General features: G+C 37.0%; 18 protein-coding genes. 8 read left to right on the top strand and 10 right to left on the bottom strand.

Translation table 11 applies throughout. The annotated features are described in order from the left end of the window. Nucleotides 1-6: 6 nt before the first annotated feature. Entirely contained in the window at nt 7-972 is a 966-nt protein-coding gene (locus BMS_RS04575) for a fatty acid desaturase (protein WP_014243621.1), read from the bottom strand. A 133-nt stretch (nt 973-1,105) separates the two neighbouring features. On the opposite strand from BMS_RS04575, the gene BMS_RS04580 reads away from it, so the two are divergent. Genes BMS_RS04580 through BMS_RS04595 form a run of 4 tightly spaced genes read left to right on the top strand, consistent with a single transcriptional unit; the run spans nt 1,106 to nt 4,644 of the window. After that, a complete protein-coding gene (locus BMS_RS04580; protein WP_014243622.1) occupies nt 1,106-1,324 on the top strand; it encodes a heavy-metal-associated domain-containing protein in 219 nt (72 codons plus the stop codon). A 45-nt stretch (nt 1,325-1,369) separates the two neighbouring features. Next, on the top strand, nt 1,370-3,529 hold the full coding sequence (locus BMS_RS04585) for a heavy metal translocating P-type ATPase (protein WP_014243623.1): 2,160 nt from the start codon (nt 1,370-1,372) through the stop codon (nt 3,527-3,529). Next, nucleotides 3,526-3,810 (top strand): metal-sensitive transcriptional regulator, encoded by a 285-nt coding sequence (locus BMS_RS04590; protein ID WP_014243624.1) that lies wholly within the window; start codon nt 3,526-3,528, stop codon nt 3,808-3,810. Before BMS_RS04585 ends, BMS_RS04590 begins: the two co-directional genes overlap by 4 nt. A gap of 9 nt (nt 3,811-3,819) precedes the next feature. Then, nucleotides 3,820-4,644 (top strand): DUF5718 family protein, encoded by an 825-nt coding sequence (locus tag BMS_RS04595; RefSeq protein ID WP_014243625.1) that lies wholly within the window; start codon nt 3,820-3,822, stop codon nt 4,642-4,644. Here BMS_RS04595 and BMS_RS04600 read toward each other — a convergent pair. After that, entirely contained in the window at nt 4,637-5,059 is a 423-nt protein-coding gene (locus tag BMS_RS04600) for an MAPEG family protein (RefSeq protein WP_014243626.1), read from the bottom strand. The genes BMS_RS04595 and BMS_RS04600 overlap by 8 nt on opposite strands. A 76-nt stretch (nt 5,060-5,135) precedes the next feature. Between BMS_RS04600 and BMS_RS04605 the strand changes: the two genes are divergently transcribed. After that, nucleotides 5,136-5,528 (top strand): HIT domain-containing protein, encoded by a 393-nt coding sequence (locus BMS_RS04605; RefSeq protein WP_014243627.1) that lies wholly within the window; start codon nt 5,136-5,138, stop codon nt 5,526-5,528. Here BMS_RS04605 and BMS_RS04610 read toward each other — a convergent pair. The 3 genes from BMS_RS04610 to BMS_RS04620 all read right to left on the bottom strand — a co-directional run bounded on the left by BMS_RS04610 (nt 5,512) and on the right by BMS_RS04620 (nt 9,061). Beyond that, the gene (locus BMS_RS04610; RefSeq protein WP_014243628.1) at nt 5,512-6,516 is read right to left on the bottom strand and encodes a M14 family zinc carboxypeptidase; all 1,005 of its coding nucleotides are present in this window, start codon (nt 6,514-6,516) and stop codon (nt 5,512-5,514) included. The two genes, BMS_RS04605 and BMS_RS04610, sit on opposite strands and share 17 nt — an antisense overlap. A gap of 87 nt (nt 6,517-6,603) precedes the next feature. After that, nucleotides 6,604-8,187, bottom strand: coding sequence for an ABC-F family ATP-binding cassette domain-containing protein (locus tag BMS_RS04615; RefSeq protein WP_014243629.1), 1,584 nt, complete (start codon nt 8,185-8,187; stop codon nt 6,604-6,606). 103 nt (nt 8,188-8,290) lie between these two features. Then, entirely contained in the window at nt 8,291-9,061 is a 771-nt protein-coding gene (locus BMS_RS04620; protein ID WP_014243630.1) for an exodeoxyribonuclease III, read from the bottom strand. 168 nt (nt 9,062-9,229) lie between these two features. On the opposite strand from BMS_RS04620, the gene BMS_RS04625 reads away from it, so the two are divergent. Continuing rightward, on the top strand, nt 9,230-10,222 hold the full coding sequence (locus BMS_RS04625; RefSeq protein WP_014243631.1) for a YihY/virulence factor BrkB family protein: 993 nt from the start codon (nt 9,230-9,232) through the stop codon (nt 10,220-10,222). Here the strand turns inward: BMS_RS04625 and BMS_RS04630 are convergent. Further along, on the bottom strand, nt 10,219-11,739 hold the full coding sequence (locus BMS_RS04630; RefSeq protein WP_014243632.1) for a phospholipase D-like domain-containing protein: 1,521 nt from the start codon (nt 11,737-11,739) through the stop codon (nt 10,219-10,221). The genes BMS_RS04625 and BMS_RS04630 overlap by 4 nt on opposite strands. A 129-nt stretch (nt 11,740-11,868) precedes the next feature. Further along, complete coding sequence (ilvA, locus tag BMS_RS04635) at nt 11,869-13,077, bottom strand: threonine ammonia-lyase (RefSeq protein WP_014243633.1); 1,209 nt, start codon at nt 13,075-13,077, stop codon at nt 11,869-11,871. A gap of 92 nt (nt 13,078-13,169) precedes the next feature. Here ilvA and BMS_RS04640 point away from each other — a divergent pair, with 92 nt between their 5' ends. Then, nucleotides 13,170-14,018 (top strand): proline iminopeptidase-family hydrolase, encoded by an 849-nt coding sequence (locus tag BMS_RS04640; RefSeq protein ID WP_014243634.1) that lies wholly within the window; start codon nt 13,170-13,172, stop codon nt 14,016-14,018. A gap of 48 nt (nt 14,019-14,066) precedes the next feature. Here the strand turns inward: BMS_RS04640 and BMS_RS04645 are convergent, their stop codons facing one another. Together BMS_RS04645 and BMS_RS04650 are read right to left on the bottom strand one after the other, a co-directional pair. Beyond that, nucleotides 14,067-14,909 (bottom strand): hypothetical protein, encoded by an 843-nt coding sequence (locus tag BMS_RS04645; RefSeq protein ID WP_044557291.1) that lies wholly within the window; start codon nt 14,907-14,909, stop codon nt 14,067-14,069. A 206-nt stretch (nt 14,910-15,115) separates the two neighbouring features. Continuing rightward, complete coding sequence (locus tag BMS_RS04650) at nt 15,116-15,628, bottom strand: FxsA family protein (protein WP_014243636.1); 513 nt, start codon at nt 15,626-15,628, stop codon at nt 15,116-15,118. 95 nt (nt 15,629-15,723) lie between these two features. Between BMS_RS04650 and BMS_RS04655 the strand changes: the two genes are divergently transcribed. Continuing rightward, nucleotides 15,724-16,062, top strand: coding sequence for a translation initiation factor (locus tag BMS_RS04655; RefSeq protein ID WP_052590573.1), 339 nt, complete (start codon nt 15,724-15,726; stop codon nt 16,060-16,062). A 4-nt stretch (nt 16,063-16,066) separates the two neighbouring features. Here BMS_RS04655 and BMS_RS16715 read toward each other — a convergent pair whose 3' ends face one another. Then, a complete protein-coding gene (locus BMS_RS16715) occupies nt 16,067-18,031 on the bottom strand; it encodes a DEAD/DEAH box helicase (RefSeq protein WP_014243638.1) in 1,965 nt (654 codons plus the stop codon). Between the last annotated feature and the right edge of the window lie 249 nt (nt 18,032-18,280).

Raw genomic sequence — 18,280 nt, forward strand, 5'->3', positions numbered from 1 at the left:
TAGAGACTATTCAATGGCCCTTTTTGGGTGCCTATCTGGATGAATAATTCTCGAGTATGAGTCCATCTTTGGATTGAAAATAAAATTCAAAAGAACTCTAGTCCACGACTGGTATGATTTTAAATTATCGTAGTACTCAGGAGCTGCTTTTTTAAGCTCTGGTAATCGACTCCAAGGGATGTGCATAAAGTCGTGATGTTCATTGTGGTAGCCCATATTAAATGTAAGCTTATTTAAAATTCCATAGTAGGAGTATGTCTCCTGTCCCTCTTCGGTAATATAGTGTTCTTGAATCCATCTTCCACCAAGCGGGTGAAGTCCTAGAGCAAAGAGAGTTGATAGAGCTAGGTAGATAAGTGCACCTGGCCCAATAAAGAAGTAAATTGCAATATTAACGGCGACAATGACAATCGTATTGATTACAGACCAGCGATCAAGTGGCTTATAGTATTGTACTTTTAGTGGTCGAAGGGCCTGAGAGAGTGAGAATAGCGCCAACCAGAGAGCTTTTTTAAAAGGATTATTACCAATTAAATCAGCTTCTAATCTACTTGTAATATCTGGGTCGTATGAATATTCACCTAAGTGTTTATGATGAATCATATGATACTTTCTAAAACCCATGGCTGATGGAAGAAAGAGTGGTAGATCACAAATAATACCCATAACCTTATTATAAAATGCTTTCTTAAAAACAGTGTTGTGACAACACTCATGAATCATAACGTAGAGAGAGTGATTGGCCACAGCACCGACAGTATAACTGAGAATGAGAATTGCCCACCATGCCTGATCTTTAATTAAGGTCGCAAGAATAAATTGAAGAGTTACAATTAGTGAAATGTACAGAGCAGATAATGGGTTTGTACCATAGAGCTCTTTAACAGCAGGATATTTTTGTAAAATTTCGGCCCTTCTCTTAACGTGACAATTGACATCGTTAACAAGGGTGTAATCTCTCTTTTTTTCCATAGGGGCTCAACTTAATGTTTTAAAAAGCTTGAGTCAATAAAGTGTTACAAACGTGTAAGATTTAGCACAATTTTTAAATTATGATAGACAAGAATTTAATTTTAATATACCCTGTGGGGGTATTGGAGGTTTTATGAAAAAGATAGGATTTATGGTTGAAGGAATGAAATGTGGTGGTTGTAAGAGCAAGATCGAAAATGCGCTCTTAGGCAGTGATATGGCCACAAATGTAACTATAGACTTAGAGGAAAAGACAGTTATTTTAGAGTGTTCTGATGACGCCTCAACAGTTGATACTAAGAACGCAATTGAAGAGCTAGGGTTTTCGATTACAAAGTCGTTAAGAGTGTAGTTTTAAAAATAGGTTAGTCAGTAAACCTTTTGAAGAGAGTATTCTGTGGATTTAAATATTAAAATTAGTGGAATGAGTTGTGCTAGCTGTGCTTCGAGTATTGAGCGCGAAGTTGCAAGAATTGATGGAGTGACTAAGTCCTCAGTCAACTTTGCTACAGAGAGCGGTAAGTTTAATATCCTCTCGAGTGAGGTTCAAAACTTAGTTGAAAGTAAAATCTTAGAATTAGGTTATGAATTAGAGTATGAATCTCAGGGAAAGGAAAGAGGAAGTGAGATTCTCTTCTTTTGGATTGCTTTTATTTTTTCTCTGCTCTTGTTCTCTTTAGAGATGGGACCACTTAAAAATACTTTCTCTACTAAAGTTAATTACTATATTCAATTTGCACTGGCTCTTCCTATTTGGGCCTTTATAGGAAAGAAGTTTCAGCTCTCTCTTATAAATTTTATTCGTACTGGTCGATCAAATATGAATACTCTTATTGGACTCGGGACAAGTGCAGCTTTTATCTACTCATTCTTTATTACATTCTTTAGCTCTTACGCTCTAGAGTTTGGACTGACTCAAAAAGTTTACTTTGAAGCAGTAGGGTTTATTATATCTTTTGTCTTTCTTGGAAATTACTTTGAAGATAAAGCTAAGAGAAAATCAAAAGATGCTCTCAACTCCCTCTTAAGTTTAAGTGCAAAGAGTGCACTCGTTTTGAGAGATGGAGAGTTTGCTGAAATTGATATCTCAAAGGTTAATATTGGAGACACACTTAGAGTCTTACCGGGTGGCAAGTTTCCTGTTGATGGAAAAATTGTAAAAGGTGAGAGCTCTATTGATGAATCAATGCTCTCTGGAGAGCCAATCCCTGTTTTTAAAACAGTAGGAGATCAAGTCTTTAGTGGTACATTAAATGGAGATAGCGCAATTGACTTTACTGCTAAGAAAGTAGGTTCAGATACTTTTTTATCTCACATTGTGGAGTTTGTAGAAAATGCACAAAATAATAAACCAGAAATTCAAAGGTATGCAGATAAGATAAGCTCTTACTTCACTCCCGCGGTTTTAGTATTCTCTATTATGACTCTTGTCGCATGGCTCTTCGTAGGCGGCGAGAATGCTTGGGGAAATGCCATCTCTAATTTTATTGCAGTCTTAGTCATTGCTTGTCCTTGTGCTCTTGGGCTCGCAACTCCAACTGCAGTCGTGGTCGCGACGGGACGTGCTTCACTAAAGGGACAGCTTATTGGTGGAGGAGAAGTTCTTGAGAAGGCCTGTAATATAGATGCTATTATTTTTGATAAGACTGGTACTCTTACCGAGGGAAGACCTGAGATTATTGAAATCAAGATTCACAATAATATTGATGAGAATGAAGTTCTAAGTGATGTGGCATCAATTGAAAAGTTATCAGAACATCCTCTTGCTAAGGCCATTATTTCTAGGGCTAATGAACTAGGGCTTAAGTTCAATGAGCCAGACTTCTTTGAGATTCATAAAGGAATGGGGATAGAAGCAGATATTAACGGATCGACCTATGTTGTAGGTAATAGAAAGCTTTTTGATAAGTTTGAAATTGAAATTAATGAGGAAGATGTCACTAAGCTTGGAAGTTATGTCTTTATTGCGCGAGATAAGCAGTATATTGGTGTTATTACTATTGGAGATAAAATAAAGGCCAACGCTAAAGAGATGATTGAGAATCTTCAAAAGCGAGGTATTGAGACGTGGTTAATCACAGGAGATAATAAGGCAATTGCCAACTCTGTAAGAGATGAGCTTGGAATTGATAAGGTCTTAGGAAACGCCTCTCCACTTGAGAAAGCCTCTAAACTTGAAGAGATTCAAGCAAGTGGAAAGAGAGTGGCCATGATTGGTGATGGTATTAACGATGCTCCAGCACTTGCTAAGGCCGATCTCTCTATGGCAATGGGAACAGGAACAGATATTGCGATCTCTACTGCCGATGTAACAATTGTAAAAGGGGATATTGAAAAAGTTGTAACCTTCTTAGATTTATCAGAAGGGACGATGAAAATAATTAAGCAGAATTTATTTCTTTCTCTGATTTATAATACTCTTTTAATTCCTATAGCTGCTGGTGCACTTGTTATTTTTGGAGGACCATTAATGCCTCCAATCCTAGCAAGTGTTGCGATGGGATTAAGTTCAATATCAGTTGTTAGTAATAGTTTGAGAATAAGGAATTTAATATGAAAATGGAGAGTGAGGCCCACAAGAAGTTAAAGAATCGCATGAGTCGAATTGAGGGGCAAGTTAAAGGAATATCTAATATGATCGCCACTGAGAAGTATTGTATTGATATTCTTACACAGACTAAGGCCATACGAAGTGCTATTAAGAGTGTTGAGTTGGAGATCTTAGAAAATCATTTAAATACTTGTGTCAAAGAGGCGATGGAATCTGGAGACAGTAATAAAAGTAGTGAGAAATTAGACGAGATAATGTTACTATTGAAGAAAACAACTAAGTTATAAGAGTAAGAGATGGATTTAAAAAATATTTTAGGATTTGGTGTCGCAGGTAATTTTGCTGGGCATCTTGAACAAGCAAATGAGGCAAGTGACTTTAAAAATATAGAAGTTAGTGAAGTGAATCAGCCCAAAGCAATTTTCCCTTTCTATATTCCAGAGAAGGAGAACTCTTTTCTCAATGTATTTCCATTTTCATCACATCAAATCAATATGCCCGATACAGACTATGACGTACAAATCGAGCCTGAAGTTGCCCTGCTTTGTAATGTAGAATATAGAGAAGGTAAAATCTCTGCTCTAATACCAAAGAGTTTTGCTGCTTATAATGATTGCTCTATTAGAAGACCTGGAGCAAAGAAGATAAGTGAGAAAAAGAATTGGGGAGAGTGTTCTAAAGGTCTATCCAATAGCTTTATTACCATCGATGAATTTTCTAAGGGTGGAATTCTAGACCACTATAGGATTGCGAGTTTTCATATAAGAGATGAAAAGGTTTATATTTACGGCGAAGATAGTGCAGTAAAGAGCTATTCATATCTATATGAGAAATTAATTAATTGGAGTATAGATAAATTTAATAATCAGGCAGACATAGGTCCTGCAGAAAATATCAGCGAGTATATTGCTCAGGCCGGATATCCTTCTCAATTTATCATCGGAATTGGTGCGACTAGATATACTGACTACGGTGAGAATAATTTCTTATCTCGTGGTGATACAAGTGTTGTTGTTCTCTATGATGAAAGAGTTTATAGCTCTCAAGATATAGCTGTGAAAGTAGAAAAGAGAGACTATAGTGGAGAGTCTCTCTCATTTCTAGTTCAAGAAGTTAAATAAACTTAATTAATAGATTGATACTCATTAAGACTAAAATAAGCCAACCCGCTCCAAAGCTTAGCATTCTTAGGGGAAGCTTATTGGTTGTTATGTGAACGAGAGTGTGAATTATTCTTGATGCTAGAAAAAGCCACGCCAATGTCATCATTAAAGGTGTCACATTCCCTGTGACAAAAGTGATAAGACAAAGAAAGTAAAATAGTGGAGGGGCCTCTTGAAGATTGGAGAAGTTTCTTTGTGCCTGAATTGTTTTAACCGCCTCTGTCTGTCCTGTTGAATATGTCTTAAAGTGACCAGGTGTAATTTCTCCCTTTTTTAGTCCGCGCATACGTCTATTAAACATGATATTTAAAACTAGAAAAGTAAGTAGAATTAAAATTAAACATGGAACAAAAATAATTTGCGGATTTGACATAATTTTCCTTTGGTTAATGTATAATTAATTATCTATTTTTTAACTAGTGATTGCAAATTTTAGCATAAGGTGAATTGTGGAAATAAATGAACGTATTTTAAATGATTCAGAGTTTATCTGTAAGTTAAACCTAAGTGAGTTGAGACTTTTCAAAGATGGAGAGCTCGATTGGTTTATTCTCGTTCCACTTAAAGAGGGACTTATTGAGTGGTGCGATCTAGAGTTGGAAGATCAGTATACTCTAACGGAAGAGATTGATTTACTTTCTAAAGAGTTAAAGAAGTTGGGGTACGATAAAATAAATATTGGCTCCCTTGGCAATATGGTTGCCCAGCTTCACATTCATGTAATTGGTAGAAGAAAAAGTGATAGAGCTTGGCCAGGTGCTATCTGGGGAAGTCAGAGTGAAGCAGAGTTTGACTCAAGCAATATTTCTTTGTGGCAGACTAGAATTAGTAAAGCTCTTTAAGTGAATCTAAGACGGCCTCTCCTTGAAGAAAGAGGTCTTTTAAAGTTCTCGATTCTGATAGAGGAATATCTCTAATTGACTCATGGGTAAGGGAGTTTATGCCATAGTCCCTAACGAGTAGTATTCTTGACATTTTCCTATGTCCATTTGAAATATAGAATTGTCCCGCTTGCCATGGATCTCTCTTTCCAAGAGAATCTATAAAGCTTTGTTGAGTTTCAAAAAAATCTTGCCCATTAAAAGATTTTGAAACTCTGTAGATAAAGTCTTCAGTAAAAGAGCCATGCATATCTAGAGCTATAACTGGTTTCTTATTATCTTGTAGGTAGCTATCTAAATGCTTATGAATCACTTTGACTTCATCATAAGACTTCTCAGGGGTTTTTCCCCAGCTTCTATTTAAGTCTCTATTATTTCTATTATATCTTCTCTTAGCATTTGCACCATCTGGATTTACCATAGGGTAGAGAATCAATTGAAAGTTCTCATTGAAGTGATTGTCTTTAAGAGCTTTACTTAGAAATCCTTCAACGATCCAATTGGCCGTACCTTCATCACCGTGATGTCTCGCGAACATAAGAATGAGCTTTTTCTTTGGATCAATTTCTCTTGGAGTAATTGCAAAGAGGTCTCTTCCTTCAATACTTTTCCCAATTACTTGCGTTTGATAGTTTAATTGTTCTAATTGCTCACGTTGACTCTTAATGAATTCAACCACTCTTTCATACTTATAATATTTAATGTAACGATCATTATAATCTTTTGTAATCGGAGCCTGAAGTTGTTGTATGAGGTAATTACGTTGAGGCTCAATAAGTGAAATACTTTGTAGTTCATTAAAACTCTCGTCTTCCAATTGGTAGAAGGCCTTTGAGTTTTGATAATGAGTAATTTGAGAAAGCAGTTGTGCTCCACTTATAGTTGTTTCATGTACGCAGACGGAGTGTGAATTAAGTGTAAAAAGGAGTGGTAGTAAGATTTTTTTCATAATTAATTATGAAGTAATATCTTAAATTGCTCAAAGGATGTAAGAGGATATGAGAAATAAAAAAGCTCCCTTTCGGGAGCTTGATATTTAATTTAAATTTAAGTAATCGTCGTAGCTTATATACTTATCTTCTACCAGTTTGACATCGATATCAATAATTCTATTGGCCACTGTTTGAATAAATTCATGGTCATGAGAAGTGAAGAGTGTCGTACCAGAGAATTTGATTAATCCCTCGTTAACGGCAGTAATACTTTCTAGGTCAAGGTGGTTTGTTGGACCATCTAGTAGAAGAACGTTGGCACCAGAGAGCATCATCTTAGAAAGCATACATCTAACTTTCTCTCCCCCTGAGAGAACATTTGTTTTCTTTAAGGCCTCTTCTCCTGAAAAGAGCATCTTTCCTAGAAAGCCTCTAATGAAAGACTCATCTTTTTCTTCTGAGTATTGTCTAAGCCAGTCTGTAATAGAATACTTTCCATCATTGAAGTAACTTGAATTGTCGTTAGGGAAGTAGGCCCTTGAAGTTGTAACACCCCATTCAAATGTTCCAGAGTCAGCTTCAATTTCTCCCATAAGAATTTGAAAGAGAGTTGTCTTTGCCACATCGTTCTCTCCAAGAACAACAACTTTATCACCTTTATTAATAGTGAAAGAAATATTGTCTAGGATTTTTTCGCCTTCTATTGTCTTGCTTATTCCATCAACTTTTAGCAGCTCTTTTCCCGCCTCTCTAGTTGGTTGAAAGTGTACATAAGGGTACTTTCTCGAAGAGATTGGAAGATCTTCAATTTTTAATTTTTCTAATTGTTTCTGTCTTGAAGTGGCCTGCTTAGATTTTGAAGCATTGGCAGAGAATCTTTGAATAAAGTTCTTTAACTCTGCGGCCTTCTCTTCAGACTTTCTTCTCTGATCACTTCTAAGTTGGATTGCAAGCTCTGATGCCTTTCTCCAGAAGTCGTAATTACCTGTATAAACTGTAATTTTACCGAAGTCGATATCTGCAATATGAGTACATACTTTATTTAAGAAGTGTCTATCGTGAGAAACTACAATAACTGTATTAGTGAAATCCATTAGGAAGTTTTCTAACCACTGAATGGCCTTAATATCAAGGTGGTTGGTAGGCTCATCCAGAAGAAGAATATCTGGATCACCAATTAGTGCTTGGGCCAGAAGAATCTTAACTTTCTCAGAACCAGTTAAGTCTTTCATTATTTTATCGTGATATTCTGTACCGATACCTAGACCAGAGAGAAGAGTTGCAGCTTCAGACTCTGCTTCCCAACCGTTAAGCTCGGCAAACTCTGATTCAAGTTCAGCGGCTCTAATACCGTCTTCATCTGAGAAGTCTTCCTTCATATAGATGGCGTCTTTCTCTTCCATAATAGCAAAGAGCTTCTGGTTTCCCATAAGTACAGTTTTTAGAACTGCATGTTCGTCGTAGGCAAAGTGATCCTGCTTTAGTACTGAGAGTCTGTCTCCAGGCTTTATTTCAATATTTCCTGTTTGAGCTTCAATATCACCAGATAAGATTTTTAAGAAAGTTGATTTACCTGCTCCGTTGGCTCCAATTAAGCCGTAACAATTTCCCGGAGTAAATTTAATATTAACTTCATCAAAAAGCTTTCTTCCACCAAAAGCTAAACTTACATTATTAGCACTAATCATTCTTACAATTCCTATTTTAAATTTATATTTTACTTACCATATTGCTTCGCAGTAGTCACATACTATTCCGAGATAGTTTTAAGTATCTCGATTCGTATTATTACTAGTTTAGCTCAAGGGAAATAGGGCAGTGGTCACTTCCAAGAATATCTGTGTGGTGTGAACAGCCTTTAATATTTTTAAGCATGTCTTTATTGGTCCAAAAGTAATCTATTCTCCAGCCAATATTTCTCTCTCTACAATTTGATCTATAAGTCCACCAAGTGTAATGACCATTCTCCTCTGGAGTGAAGTGGCGAAAGATATCCACATAGCCAATTTCCTCAAAGTGATCCATCCACTCTCTTTCTAGGGGAAGAAAGCCAGTCGACTTTGTATTGGTTTTTGGATTCGCTAGATCAATGGGATGGTGAGCAGTATTGTAATCACCTGTAATAATAATATCTTTTTTAAATTGTTGGTGTAGTTCTTGCGCCTTCTCTTCAATGGCCTTGCAGTAGCTCATCTTATAGGGAACTCGCGCATGGTCTCTCTGACCATTTGGAAAGTAGCAATTAAAGAGAAAGAAGTTATCAAACTCTGTAATAATAGTTCTTCCCTCATTATCAAATTCTTCAATACCAAGTCCTATAGTATGCTTGTGTTCGATTCCACTTTTTACCCAAGTTGATACTCCTGAATAGCCCTTTTTTACCGCCGGCGCATAAATGGCACTGTGGGACTTTGGGTTTACAAGTTGATCGTTAAGTTGCTCAGGAAGGGCCTTCGTTTCCTGAAAGCAGTAAACCTCTGCTAGTTCTTCTAGGTACCAATCATAGAGACCTTTTTTCTCACAGGCCCTGATACCGGCCACATTCCATGAATATATCTTCATATTAAATCCTTGTTTTTACGTGGAGAGGGTAAACTATCAGATAAATGACCACTTTTGGAGTTATATTTGGCGGAGTTTAGGAAAGAAGAACAGCCACTAAGATACTGAAAAGAGGGGATAGCTTTAAGAGATTAGTCACTTTTCATGGTAGTAGGTGATAATCCTTAGATGAAAAAAGCCAAGCATCAAATAATTCAGTTTAGTCGAAATTATGAATCCTATAGCTATAGAATGACTACGAAAATCATTGCAAAGATGTTGCACGGTTTTTTTCTTTTTAAAAAGAGAAAGTGCGAGATCTTGGCCGGAGCTACGACATTCTTTGCGCTATTAAGTTTCTGTCCTGCAATGCTACTTTCTATCTCTTTAGTGGGATTTTTAACTGGCGATATTGCAAGTGCAAAAGGGATTGTTCTAACTTCTTTAAATGAGAATATTCCAAGCCTTGCTCCATGGATTATGAAAAGTATCTCGGCGATTGTTGATCAACAACTTCATACAACTAAGTCATCAAATGTCTTCAATACACTTTTTCTAGGCTACTCCTTAATAGGCTTAATTTCTGCACTAATGTATGGAGTGAGAACGATCGCTGGCTCTAGGGCGAAGGGTGGTTATCTTGTAGAAGATTTAAAGTCTTTTATGATAGGGGTTTGCATGAGTCTCTTCTTGGGCTTTCTCTTTGTGAGCTCTAATGAGGTGCTCTTTAAGGCCGTCTTTTTTTCAGGACCTGAAAAGCTTCCAGACTTAGCCAAAACAGTTTTCAATTTACAATTACTCCCAATTCTGAGTTCGATAATCTTCTTCACTGGCTTTTATAAGTTTAGTTCTGGAAAGAAAATTGCGCTTAGTCACGCTTTTCTTGGGGCGTGTTCATTTGTAGCACTCTTTGTTCTAGGGAAATCTGGACACTGGATTTATGTAAAACTCTCAGAACAAGAGCTGGCACAAAATTATGGAAACTTTTCTACAATAGTTATGGCCGTCGTTTGGGTTTACTACTTAGTTTGTTCGTTCTTCTATGGAGCTAGTCTTTCAAATATTGAAAAAGAGAATGTCTTTAAAATTGTGATTAAAGACACTCAAAAAAGTCAAAGTGAGAATCTAGAGCTACTGCCTGAGATCCCTGTGGAAGAGGAGCATTTTAAATCTGCTTCTTAGAGTAAATCTCTAAGAAGTATTGAAGGAATCGCAATAGCATTCATAATAAATTTACTCATCTTCGTCGGATTTCCATAAACATCTGCTGGTAGATTATTTTCATCTACTGCTTCATGGTTATCAATAATTCTATAACCGGCCTTAGTTCTTGAGTGAATATTGTCTGCAACTTCTTTTGTTAGCTCTGGATTTCCCTTACAAAAAATGGCCATCTCAGAGTTATAGTAGTTGGATCTATTATCTACGTTATAAGTCCCAATCATTACTTCGTCATTGTCATAGATTTGCGTCTTTGAGTGTGTTCCCCATTTCGCCGTCTTAACACCCTCTGAAATTGTTGGGTGCTCTGGAATCCACTTCCCATTGTGAATATATGGATTAACTCCCTCTGCTTGCCACTTAAAAACATCAGCATAGAAATTTGCCGCAACATAGACAGCATCGGTAGAGCCAAGGCTATTTGTATAAATTTTAATATTAATATTTTTATCTAAGAGGTCATACATCATACCTCTTGTGATTTTATTATTGATAAAGTACGGAGAAGAGATAAGAAGATCAGTTTTGATATCATCTATTTTCTTTCCCATCACTTTTCTTAGAACACGATAAGTGTCACCGTAGTCAATTCTCAATCTTTGAGAGAATCTTGCTCCTGGAAGATCTGTCGCGTAAGTTGTTAGAGGACAGTTGTAACTCTTCTTCTCCTGTAGGATTGGTCTAGAGATAATTTCCACCTTCTCTTTTATTTCTCTATCGGTGTCATTCTCAAGTAGAAAGTGCTTTGCATTTGCTTGTGCCTTTTTAAATTGCTTTAAATCACTCTCATACTTTCTTATGGCGGTGGCCCTTCTTCCTCCACGGTAGAGTGATATCTTTGAACCAGTTGGCTTAATAGGTTCTTTTGGATCTTCAACAATCTTATGCTCAAAGTATTTATCAAATGACTCTCTCATTGTTTTCACAATACTTCCCTTAACATGAATATCTCTATCCAAGAAGTTGAAGTGATCAGAGAGATCAAAATAGTCGTCGCCTATATTTCTTCCACCAGTAATGGCCTCTACATCGTCAATAAGAAAGAGCTTTCTATGAGATCTAAATTGTGTTGTAGAAAGTTCAAGAAGAGTAGCATCATTATAGAATCTTAAATCGACGCCATATTGTCTCAACTCTTTTGCGATATGATTATCCATTGCAAAGATAGGCATAGATTTATCTACTAGAATTCTAACCTTTACCCCTCTCTTTGCGGCTTCAACTAGGGCCTGTGTGAGAATTCTTCCCGCTTGGTCTTGATTATAAATAAAGTACTCAACCTCTATGGACTTCTTGGCCCTTTTAATCATGTCCAATCTAAATTGTAGGGAAGCTATCCCACTATTTAAGACTGTCATTTCATTTTGAATATTTTCTTTTGCACTATCTTGCTCGACGTAAAAGGGAGCAACTAATGGCGAGGCCTTAATGCCTGACATAGAGAGGACAAGAGTGAGAGCAATTGTTGAAAATTTCATAGAGTTTTCCTTAAAAATGTATTTAGTTCATTCTATTACATATAGGAAAAATCTAAGGGCCCATTGAAATATATTTATGGGCCGTCCATTATTTGAACACCTCTGTAATGAGGTGGTAACTATCTGAAATTAATCGGTAGTAACTTCTAGCCCCAGAGTTTTAATGGCAGCTTTTATCTCTTTGATATGAGTATGCCCTTTCGTTTCAAGCGTGAAGTCAACGGTCGTATGTCCCAAAAGGGTGGTTGTGTAAGTTCGATTATGGTGAATATCAATAATATTCGCCCCGTGCTCAGAGACTACTCTAGAGATATCTGAAATAATACCCGGTGTATCTGGAACATAGATTCTAAGCGTAGTTAAACGACCGTCCTCAGAAAGACCTCTTTCAATAACTCGAGAGAGAAAATTTACATCAATATTTCCACCTGAAATAACTATTCCAACCTTCTTTCCTTTTATCCCTGTGATCTTCCCGTGAGAAAGTGCTGCAAAAGCGGCAGCGCCAGCACCTTCTACTAAAATCTTTTCAACTTCCAAGAGCATCATGATCGATTGTGCCATCTCAGCTTCTGTAACAGTAACGACTTCATCTACATATTTGGAAACGATCTCAAAAGTATTCTCTTTAACCGTAGTCACTGCAATTCCGTCGGCAATTGTTTTCGCCTTTGGTACTTCAACAATTTTCTTGGCCCGAAGAGAGCTCTTCATGGCGGCCATTTGCTGTGCTTCAACACCAATGATTTTAATGTTTGGATTAAGTGTTTTCAGGGCAACAGAGACTCCCGATATAAGACCGCCTCCTCCAATAGGAACGATAACAATATCTAGATCAGGCAAGGATTCATGAATCTCTAATCCAATAGTACCTTGTCCTGCAATGATGTCATTATCATTAAAGGGATGAATGAAAGTATATCCATTTTCTTTCTGTATCTCTTGGGCCTTTTGGTAGGCATCATCATAGAAGTTTCCATGGAGAATAACTTGTGCACCAAATTTCTTTGTTCCCTGTATTTTTGAGAGGGGAGTCGTCTCAGGCATAACAATAGTGGCCTTAATGCCTAACTTCTTTGCGGCAAGTGCCACACCCTGAGCGTGGTTTCCAGCGGAAGAGGCGATGACACCATTATCTTTTTCTTTTTGCGATAGGTTCATTAAACGATTAAGGGCTCCTCGTATCTTATAGGCCCCAGTGAATTGAAGGTTCTCTAATTTTAAATAGACGCTACACTGCGTATGTTCACTCAAAGTTGTTGAGTAGGTACATGGTGTTTTGATGAGTTGGTCACCAATAAGCGATTTTGCTCTTTCAATATCTTTAATTGTTATCATAGAAACCTCTTTTGAATATCTATATTAGTCTATTTTTATTGGAGTGCAAATAGGATATACTTTTAGAAATCAGTGAAATAGGAAAGTAAAAAATGGCTAAATTAAAACATAAATTTGGAACAACTTATTACGAGAAAAAGGGACGAAAAGGTAAAACACCGATTGTTTGCCTTCACGGTGGTCCTGGCGGGACTAGTAAGAAGATGACGCCTTTGTTTGAACTATCAGATGAGAGAGCGGTTTATATCTACGATCAAATTGGTGGTGGCCGCAGTAGTGAGCTTGATAAGAAATTTTGGAAAATTGAAACTTTTGTTGAAGAGCTAGATACTCTCGTAAAGCATTGGGGACTAGATGAATTCTACTTAATGGGAGGCTCTTGGGGAACAACATTAGCTCTTGAGTACTATTTAAGAAAAGGTAAGAAAGTAAAAGGGCTTATCTTTCAATCTCCAATGTTCAGCGCTAGAGATTGGCAAGAGGATGCAAACCTTTTAATTGAAAAGTTACCGGCAAAGTATCGAAAGATTATTAACTATTGTCACGAAATAGGTGCAACAGATTCTAAAGTCTATAAAGAGGCAATTATAGAGTACTATTCGAGACACGTTTTTAGAGATAAGGCTAAACTCTTAGAGAACTCCAAGAAGAAAAATACCAATCCTCACGGTGAGCAGGTCTATGAGTATATGTGGGGACCAAGTGAGTTCATGGCCACGGGAACACTTAAGAAATATAATCGTGTAAAAGACCTCTCTAAAATTAAAGTTCCAACTCTCTTTATTTGCGGTCAATACGATGAGGCGACTCCTGTGACCGCAAGTCGCTATAGTGAAAAAATTAAGGATTCTCGTCTAAAGGTCATTCGAGGAGCTTCTCATTCTATTTTAAGTGAGAAACCAAAAGACATGCTTAAAGTCATGAGAGATTTTTTGAAATAAAAAAAGAGCTCCAATTGGAGCTCTCTTTTCTTGGGGGCCATGGGTGTCTTATCTAACTCGTGCTGGTCTTGTTGGACGAGTAGGTCTCGTCGGACGAGTTGGTTGTGTTTGTGCTCCTTTCTTTTCTGCGATTGATACTTGTAATTCACCTCTACTACCAAAGAGGTTTGTAGAGACTGCTGAGATTTCTAAGAACTTAACTTCTTTTGCGAGTTCCTTATTAAACTTAAATGAAGTTGGTCCTTTTACTTTACCTTCGAGTTCATCTAGGAAAACGACTTGTCCATCAGCAAACTTTACTTTAACGCTTGTGATACTTACACTACCTTTCGCTGTTAACTGTACGGCCTTAAAGTCTTTTCCTACATTAATCTTCTTTGTATCTCCTATGATTTTATCTACTTTAAAACTATTTACCATTTTAAAAGATAGGGCATCTACTTTTGAGTATGGGTATGAAGGCTCTAGTTTTGTGACTGCCTTTATAGAGTCGACTTTTATATTACCTTTAAGGTGAACTTTCCAAGGGGCTGCCTCTTGTTGAGCTCTTAAAGGAGCAGAGAGGGTGATCGCATGGAATCCTGATAAATCGCTATCAAATTGCTCTACTGTTCCTGGGATAACTTCTGGTGCTGTTTCAGAGTAGCCGATCGCCAAGTTTGCATCTGCATTTCCTTTCTTTGATTTAGCTTGTAGAACTACTTTTTGAAGTTTATGTCCCTCAATGATTCCTTTTCCAAATTTTCCATTAAGCATTCTTTTAAGATGAAAAGTTTGATCTCCTTTTGAGTGTTGCGCGTTTAAATCAATTTTTAACTTCTGAGTTACGGCAAGTGCTTGTGGCATTGTTAGTGTGGCGGCTGTGGCAAGTAGGCATAACGTTTTCTTCATTTCTTCTCTCTCCCTCAAGATAATGGACGCAATAATAGAGGACCATTTCTGGTTGACTCATACTATTCCTTAGTACTTTTAACGATAAAAATTACTAAGCAAGTGAGATGCCAAAAATAGGAGAGTAAAATAGATGTTTTTGGTGTCAGTTTGGTATAGATGTCAGAAGATGTTTAAAGCATTTTGAGACCAGTTTCACACTGGCCCTATTTTTCTTTGAACTCGGCTTCAAATACACCGGGTTCAACTTCACGATTAGTTCGTTTGCTAAACTGTTCTTGTTCAAATGGGTTGCTCTTAGATTGGTAGCTAAAACCTCCACCAAAGCTAGATGCACCAAATTTGATATTCCCACTCTTTATAGCTTTTTCGAAATAGCCTTTTAGAAAGGCCGTGAGTAGGTGTCTCGTTCCTGGAAAGACCATGCAGATTCCCATGATGTCTGTGAGAAAGCCAGGAGTAAGAAGAAGTAGACCGCCTCCAAAGACGAGAAGTCCATGCATGAGTTGGTTTGTTGGCAGAGAGCCTCTATTGAGATCATTTTGAATCGAAGCTAGAATGGCCAATCCTTGTGATTTAGCTAAGCTGGCCCCGACGATACCTGTTAAAATAACTACCGCTAACGTATTGAGTCCGCCAATCTGGGCACCAATCGAAAATAAGAGATAGATCTCTATGGCCGGAATAACGGTAAATAATAAAACTAATATTGGAAACATTCTTTCTCCTTAGGTATTTTATAGCAAAGTTTGATGAAGAACCCCATCATTCTATTGTAAAATTACTGTCAAATGACCTATTTTTGAGGATCTATATGAATAATGATGACTATGAATTAGTATACGTCAGCGATGGTTCTGGAAAGAATCAACTGGATAAGAATAAGAAGAAGAAAGAGAAATTACCTGAAATTATCCCATCGCAGACGACTTTAAAGATGAGGATTGAGAAAAAGGGAAGGGGCGGTAAGGCCGTTACTGTTTTCTATGAATTTCCACATAATCCCCCATTCTTTAAAAGACTAATGAAAGAGTTAAAGAATTACTGTGCTACAGGTGGAAGCTTTAAAGATGATACATTTGAGATTCAGGGAGATCAGAGAGAAAAGCTGAAGCCCTATCTTGAAGAAAAGGGCTTCACTGTAAAGGGGTAGGAGCTTAGTTTAAGCTAAGCTCTACCTGCTTAAAGCGTCCCTCTCCTATAGAGTTGGACTTAAATTTAGGGTCTTCACTAATATATTGATGAACAATTCTTCTTTGTGCCGGATTCATTGACTTGAGAAGGATCGCCTTTTTAGATTCTAAGACTTTTTTCTTCATCTCATCTACTAATGAGAGAATTTCTTTTTCATTACTCTTATTCTTAGGTCTGTCGTTTTGATTGTCTTCGTTAAAACATCTAAGCGTAAGTTTTACTTCATTTTTCATATGAACTTTTCTTAGTAGAAATTGCTTAATTAAAGTTTCAAATGAAATAAGTAACTCGGCTTTATTTCTTAGCAATAGTCCTAGATCATTTCCTGTGTAAGTCACCTTGAGATGATCGTCTTTAAAAGAAACTTTTACGAATAAATCAAGTTGTGCCTTTCTTAGAATACCTATTAGAAATGGAGTAAGTACTTTTTTAAAGATAGGCTTAAGTGAGTGCTTATATGTATTCTTTCTTGGACCAAAGAAGAAGAAGAGTTTTCTTCCTTCTTTAACTAACTCTGTATTGATTAAGTGAGAGTCTTTTACTGCAAAGTACTTAAGCGCTGCTGCAATAGACTCTTTCTCAGAGCTTGCTGTAGAAATAAAGAATCTTCTATCGTTTTTAAATACTTTTCCAATAAATGGAATAGTACTTGTTCTTGGCTTAACTTCTTTACTTGCTGGCTTCTTCGTATCTTTTGATTTAGAAGTTTTCTTGCTATCTCTGCTTGGTCTCTCAACGACTTGTAGAGACTTCGCATCCAGATATGGTTTAGGACATACATCAGTTGCAAAGTCCTCATCACCTAGGTCCATTTTTGGAATACTACCTCCAATAAATTCAGAGATAGGGTCTAGGTTTTCGCAGTCTTCAAAAGAGCAGAAGCTGATGGCCTGACCATCTTTTCCGGCCCTACCTGTACGTCCAATTCTATGAACATAACTTGCAGCTTCATTTGGAAGGTCAAAGTTGATGACTAAGTTTACATCCTTAATGTCGAGTCCTCTCGCCGCTACATCAGTACAAACAAGAATAGTCGTTTCCTTAGATCTAAACTCTTCCATTAAGCGAGTTCTCTTATTCTGCGGCATGCGCCCTGAAATTGGCTTGGCCTTAAAGTTCATTTTCTTAAGCCACTCTGCAACGAGGTGTGTTTGAAATTGAGTGTTACAGAAAATAATAGCGTAAGCGTCTTCGTGAGTTTGAAGCTGCTTTACTAAGAGTGGCATTTTTTCGTTCTTATCGATCATTGCAATTTTATGATCAATATTATCTACAAGGATAGATTCCTCATTTAATTTTATCTCAAGTGGTTGAGAGCCAAACTTAAATGCAGTGTTGAGAACATCCATATTTGTCGTGGCAGAAACCATGATAAGTTGTCTTGTCTTTGGTATGCCATTTAAAATAAATTCGATATCTTTTTTAAATCCCATATCAAAGAGTCTATCCGCTTCGTCAAAAACAACAGCGAGACAATTTGCAAGATCGATTTCTTTTTGCTTTGTGAGATCGTTTAGCCTTCCTGGAGTAGCCACAAGAACATGAACGCCTTCTTTTAGTTCTTCGATTTGTTTCTCAATCTTCTCTCCACCAATAATGCATGAAGATTTGATTCCTAGTTCTGCACCAACTTGCTCAAAGAACTTATTAGTTTGTTGGGCCAGCTCTCTCGTTGGACTTAAAATAACGATTTGTTGGCTTGGATTATCAAGGGCCTTTTCCTCTAGAAGGATCTCCATAATTGGAATGGCAAATGAACCTGTCTTTCCACTCCCTGTCTCTGCGAGTGCAAAAATATCTTTCTTTTCTAGTATTGGCTTGATTGTTAGGTCTTGAATTTCACTGGCTTCTTTAAAACCGTGTGAGTTAAGAGCTTTGATTAGTTCTGGTTGAAGATTATATTCAACAAATTCTTTGGTTGTTTTCATGTATGCGACTTTCCTTTTAATTATCTTAGTGTTCTACAAGAAAAATCATAAACTTACCAATTTAATTAGGTATTTCCTTAGTGTGAGTAGCGCATCAAGAGGCTGAAATTGTATAATCTCTATAAAATGAAATTAGGAATTCTTAAAAATTATTAACTATAAAGAGATGGCGCACAGCGTGGCTATGAGTCATTTATTTCTTATAACGAGTTGATTAATATGAAGGAAATAATATTTCAAGGTTAGATG

It is taken from the genome of Halobacteriovorax marinus SJ (genome assembly GCF_000210915.2).
Classification (GTDB): domain Bacteria; phylum Bdellovibrionota; class Bacteriovoracia; order Bacteriovoracales; family Bacteriovoracaceae; genus Halobacteriovorax; species Halobacteriovorax marinus.

Coding starts and splice junctions, on each gene's coding strand:
- BMS_RS04575 (WP_014243621.1), bottom strand. CDS start 972: ATGGAAAAAAAGAGAGATTACACCCTTGTTAACGATGTCAATTGTCAC.
- BMS_RS04580 (WP_014243622.1), top strand. CDS start 1,106: ATGAAAAAGATAGGATTTATGGTTGAAGGAATGAAATGTGGTGGTTGT.
- BMS_RS04590 (WP_014243624.1), top strand. CDS start 3,526: ATGAAAATGGAGAGTGAGGCCCACAAGAAGTTAAAGAATCGCATGAGT.
- BMS_RS04595 (WP_014243625.1), top strand. CDS start 3,820: ATGGATTTAAAAAATATTTTAGGATTTGGTGTCGCAGGTAATTTTGCT.
- BMS_RS04600 (WP_014243626.1), bottom strand. CDS start 5,059: ATGTCAAATCCGCAAATTATTTTTGTTCCATGTTTAATTTTAATTCTA.
- BMS_RS04610 (WP_014243628.1), bottom strand. CDS start 6,516: ATGAAAAAAATCTTACTACCACTCCTTTTTACACTTAATTCACACTCC.
- BMS_RS04615 (WP_014243629.1), bottom strand. CDS start 8,187: ATGATTAGTGCTAATAATGTAAGTTTAGCTTTTGGTGGAAGAAAGCTT.
- BMS_RS04620 (WP_014243630.1), bottom strand. CDS start 9,061: ATGAAGATATATTCATGGAATGTGGCCGGTATCAGGGCCTGTGAGAAA.
- BMS_RS04625 (WP_014243631.1), top strand. CDS start 9,230: ATGAAAAAAGCCAAGCATCAAATAATTCAGTTTAGTCGAAATTATGAA.
- BMS_RS04630 (WP_014243632.1), bottom strand. CDS start 11,739: ATGAAATTTTCAACAATTGCTCTCACTCTTGTCCTCTCTATGTCAGGC.
- ilvA (WP_014243633.1), bottom strand. CDS start 13,077: ATGATAACAATTAAAGATATTGAAAGAGCAAAATCGCTTATTGGTGAC.
- BMS_RS04640 (WP_014243634.1), top strand. CDS start 13,170: ATGGCTAAATTAAAACATAAATTTGGAACAACTTATTACGAGAAAAAG.
- BMS_RS04645 (WP_044557291.1), bottom strand. CDS start 14,909: ATGAAGAAAACGTTATGCCTACTTGCCACAGCCGCCACACTAACAATG.
- BMS_RS04650 (WP_014243636.1), bottom strand. CDS start 15,628: ATGTTTCCAATATTAGTTTTATTATTTACCGTTATTCCGGCCATAGAG.
- BMS_RS04655 (WP_052590573.1), top strand. CDS start 15,724: ATGAATAATGATGACTATGAATTAGTATACGTCAGCGATGGTTCTGGA.
- BMS_RS16715 (WP_014243638.1), bottom strand. CDS start 18,031: ATGAAAACAACCAAAGAATTTGTTGAATATAATCTTCAACCAGAACTA.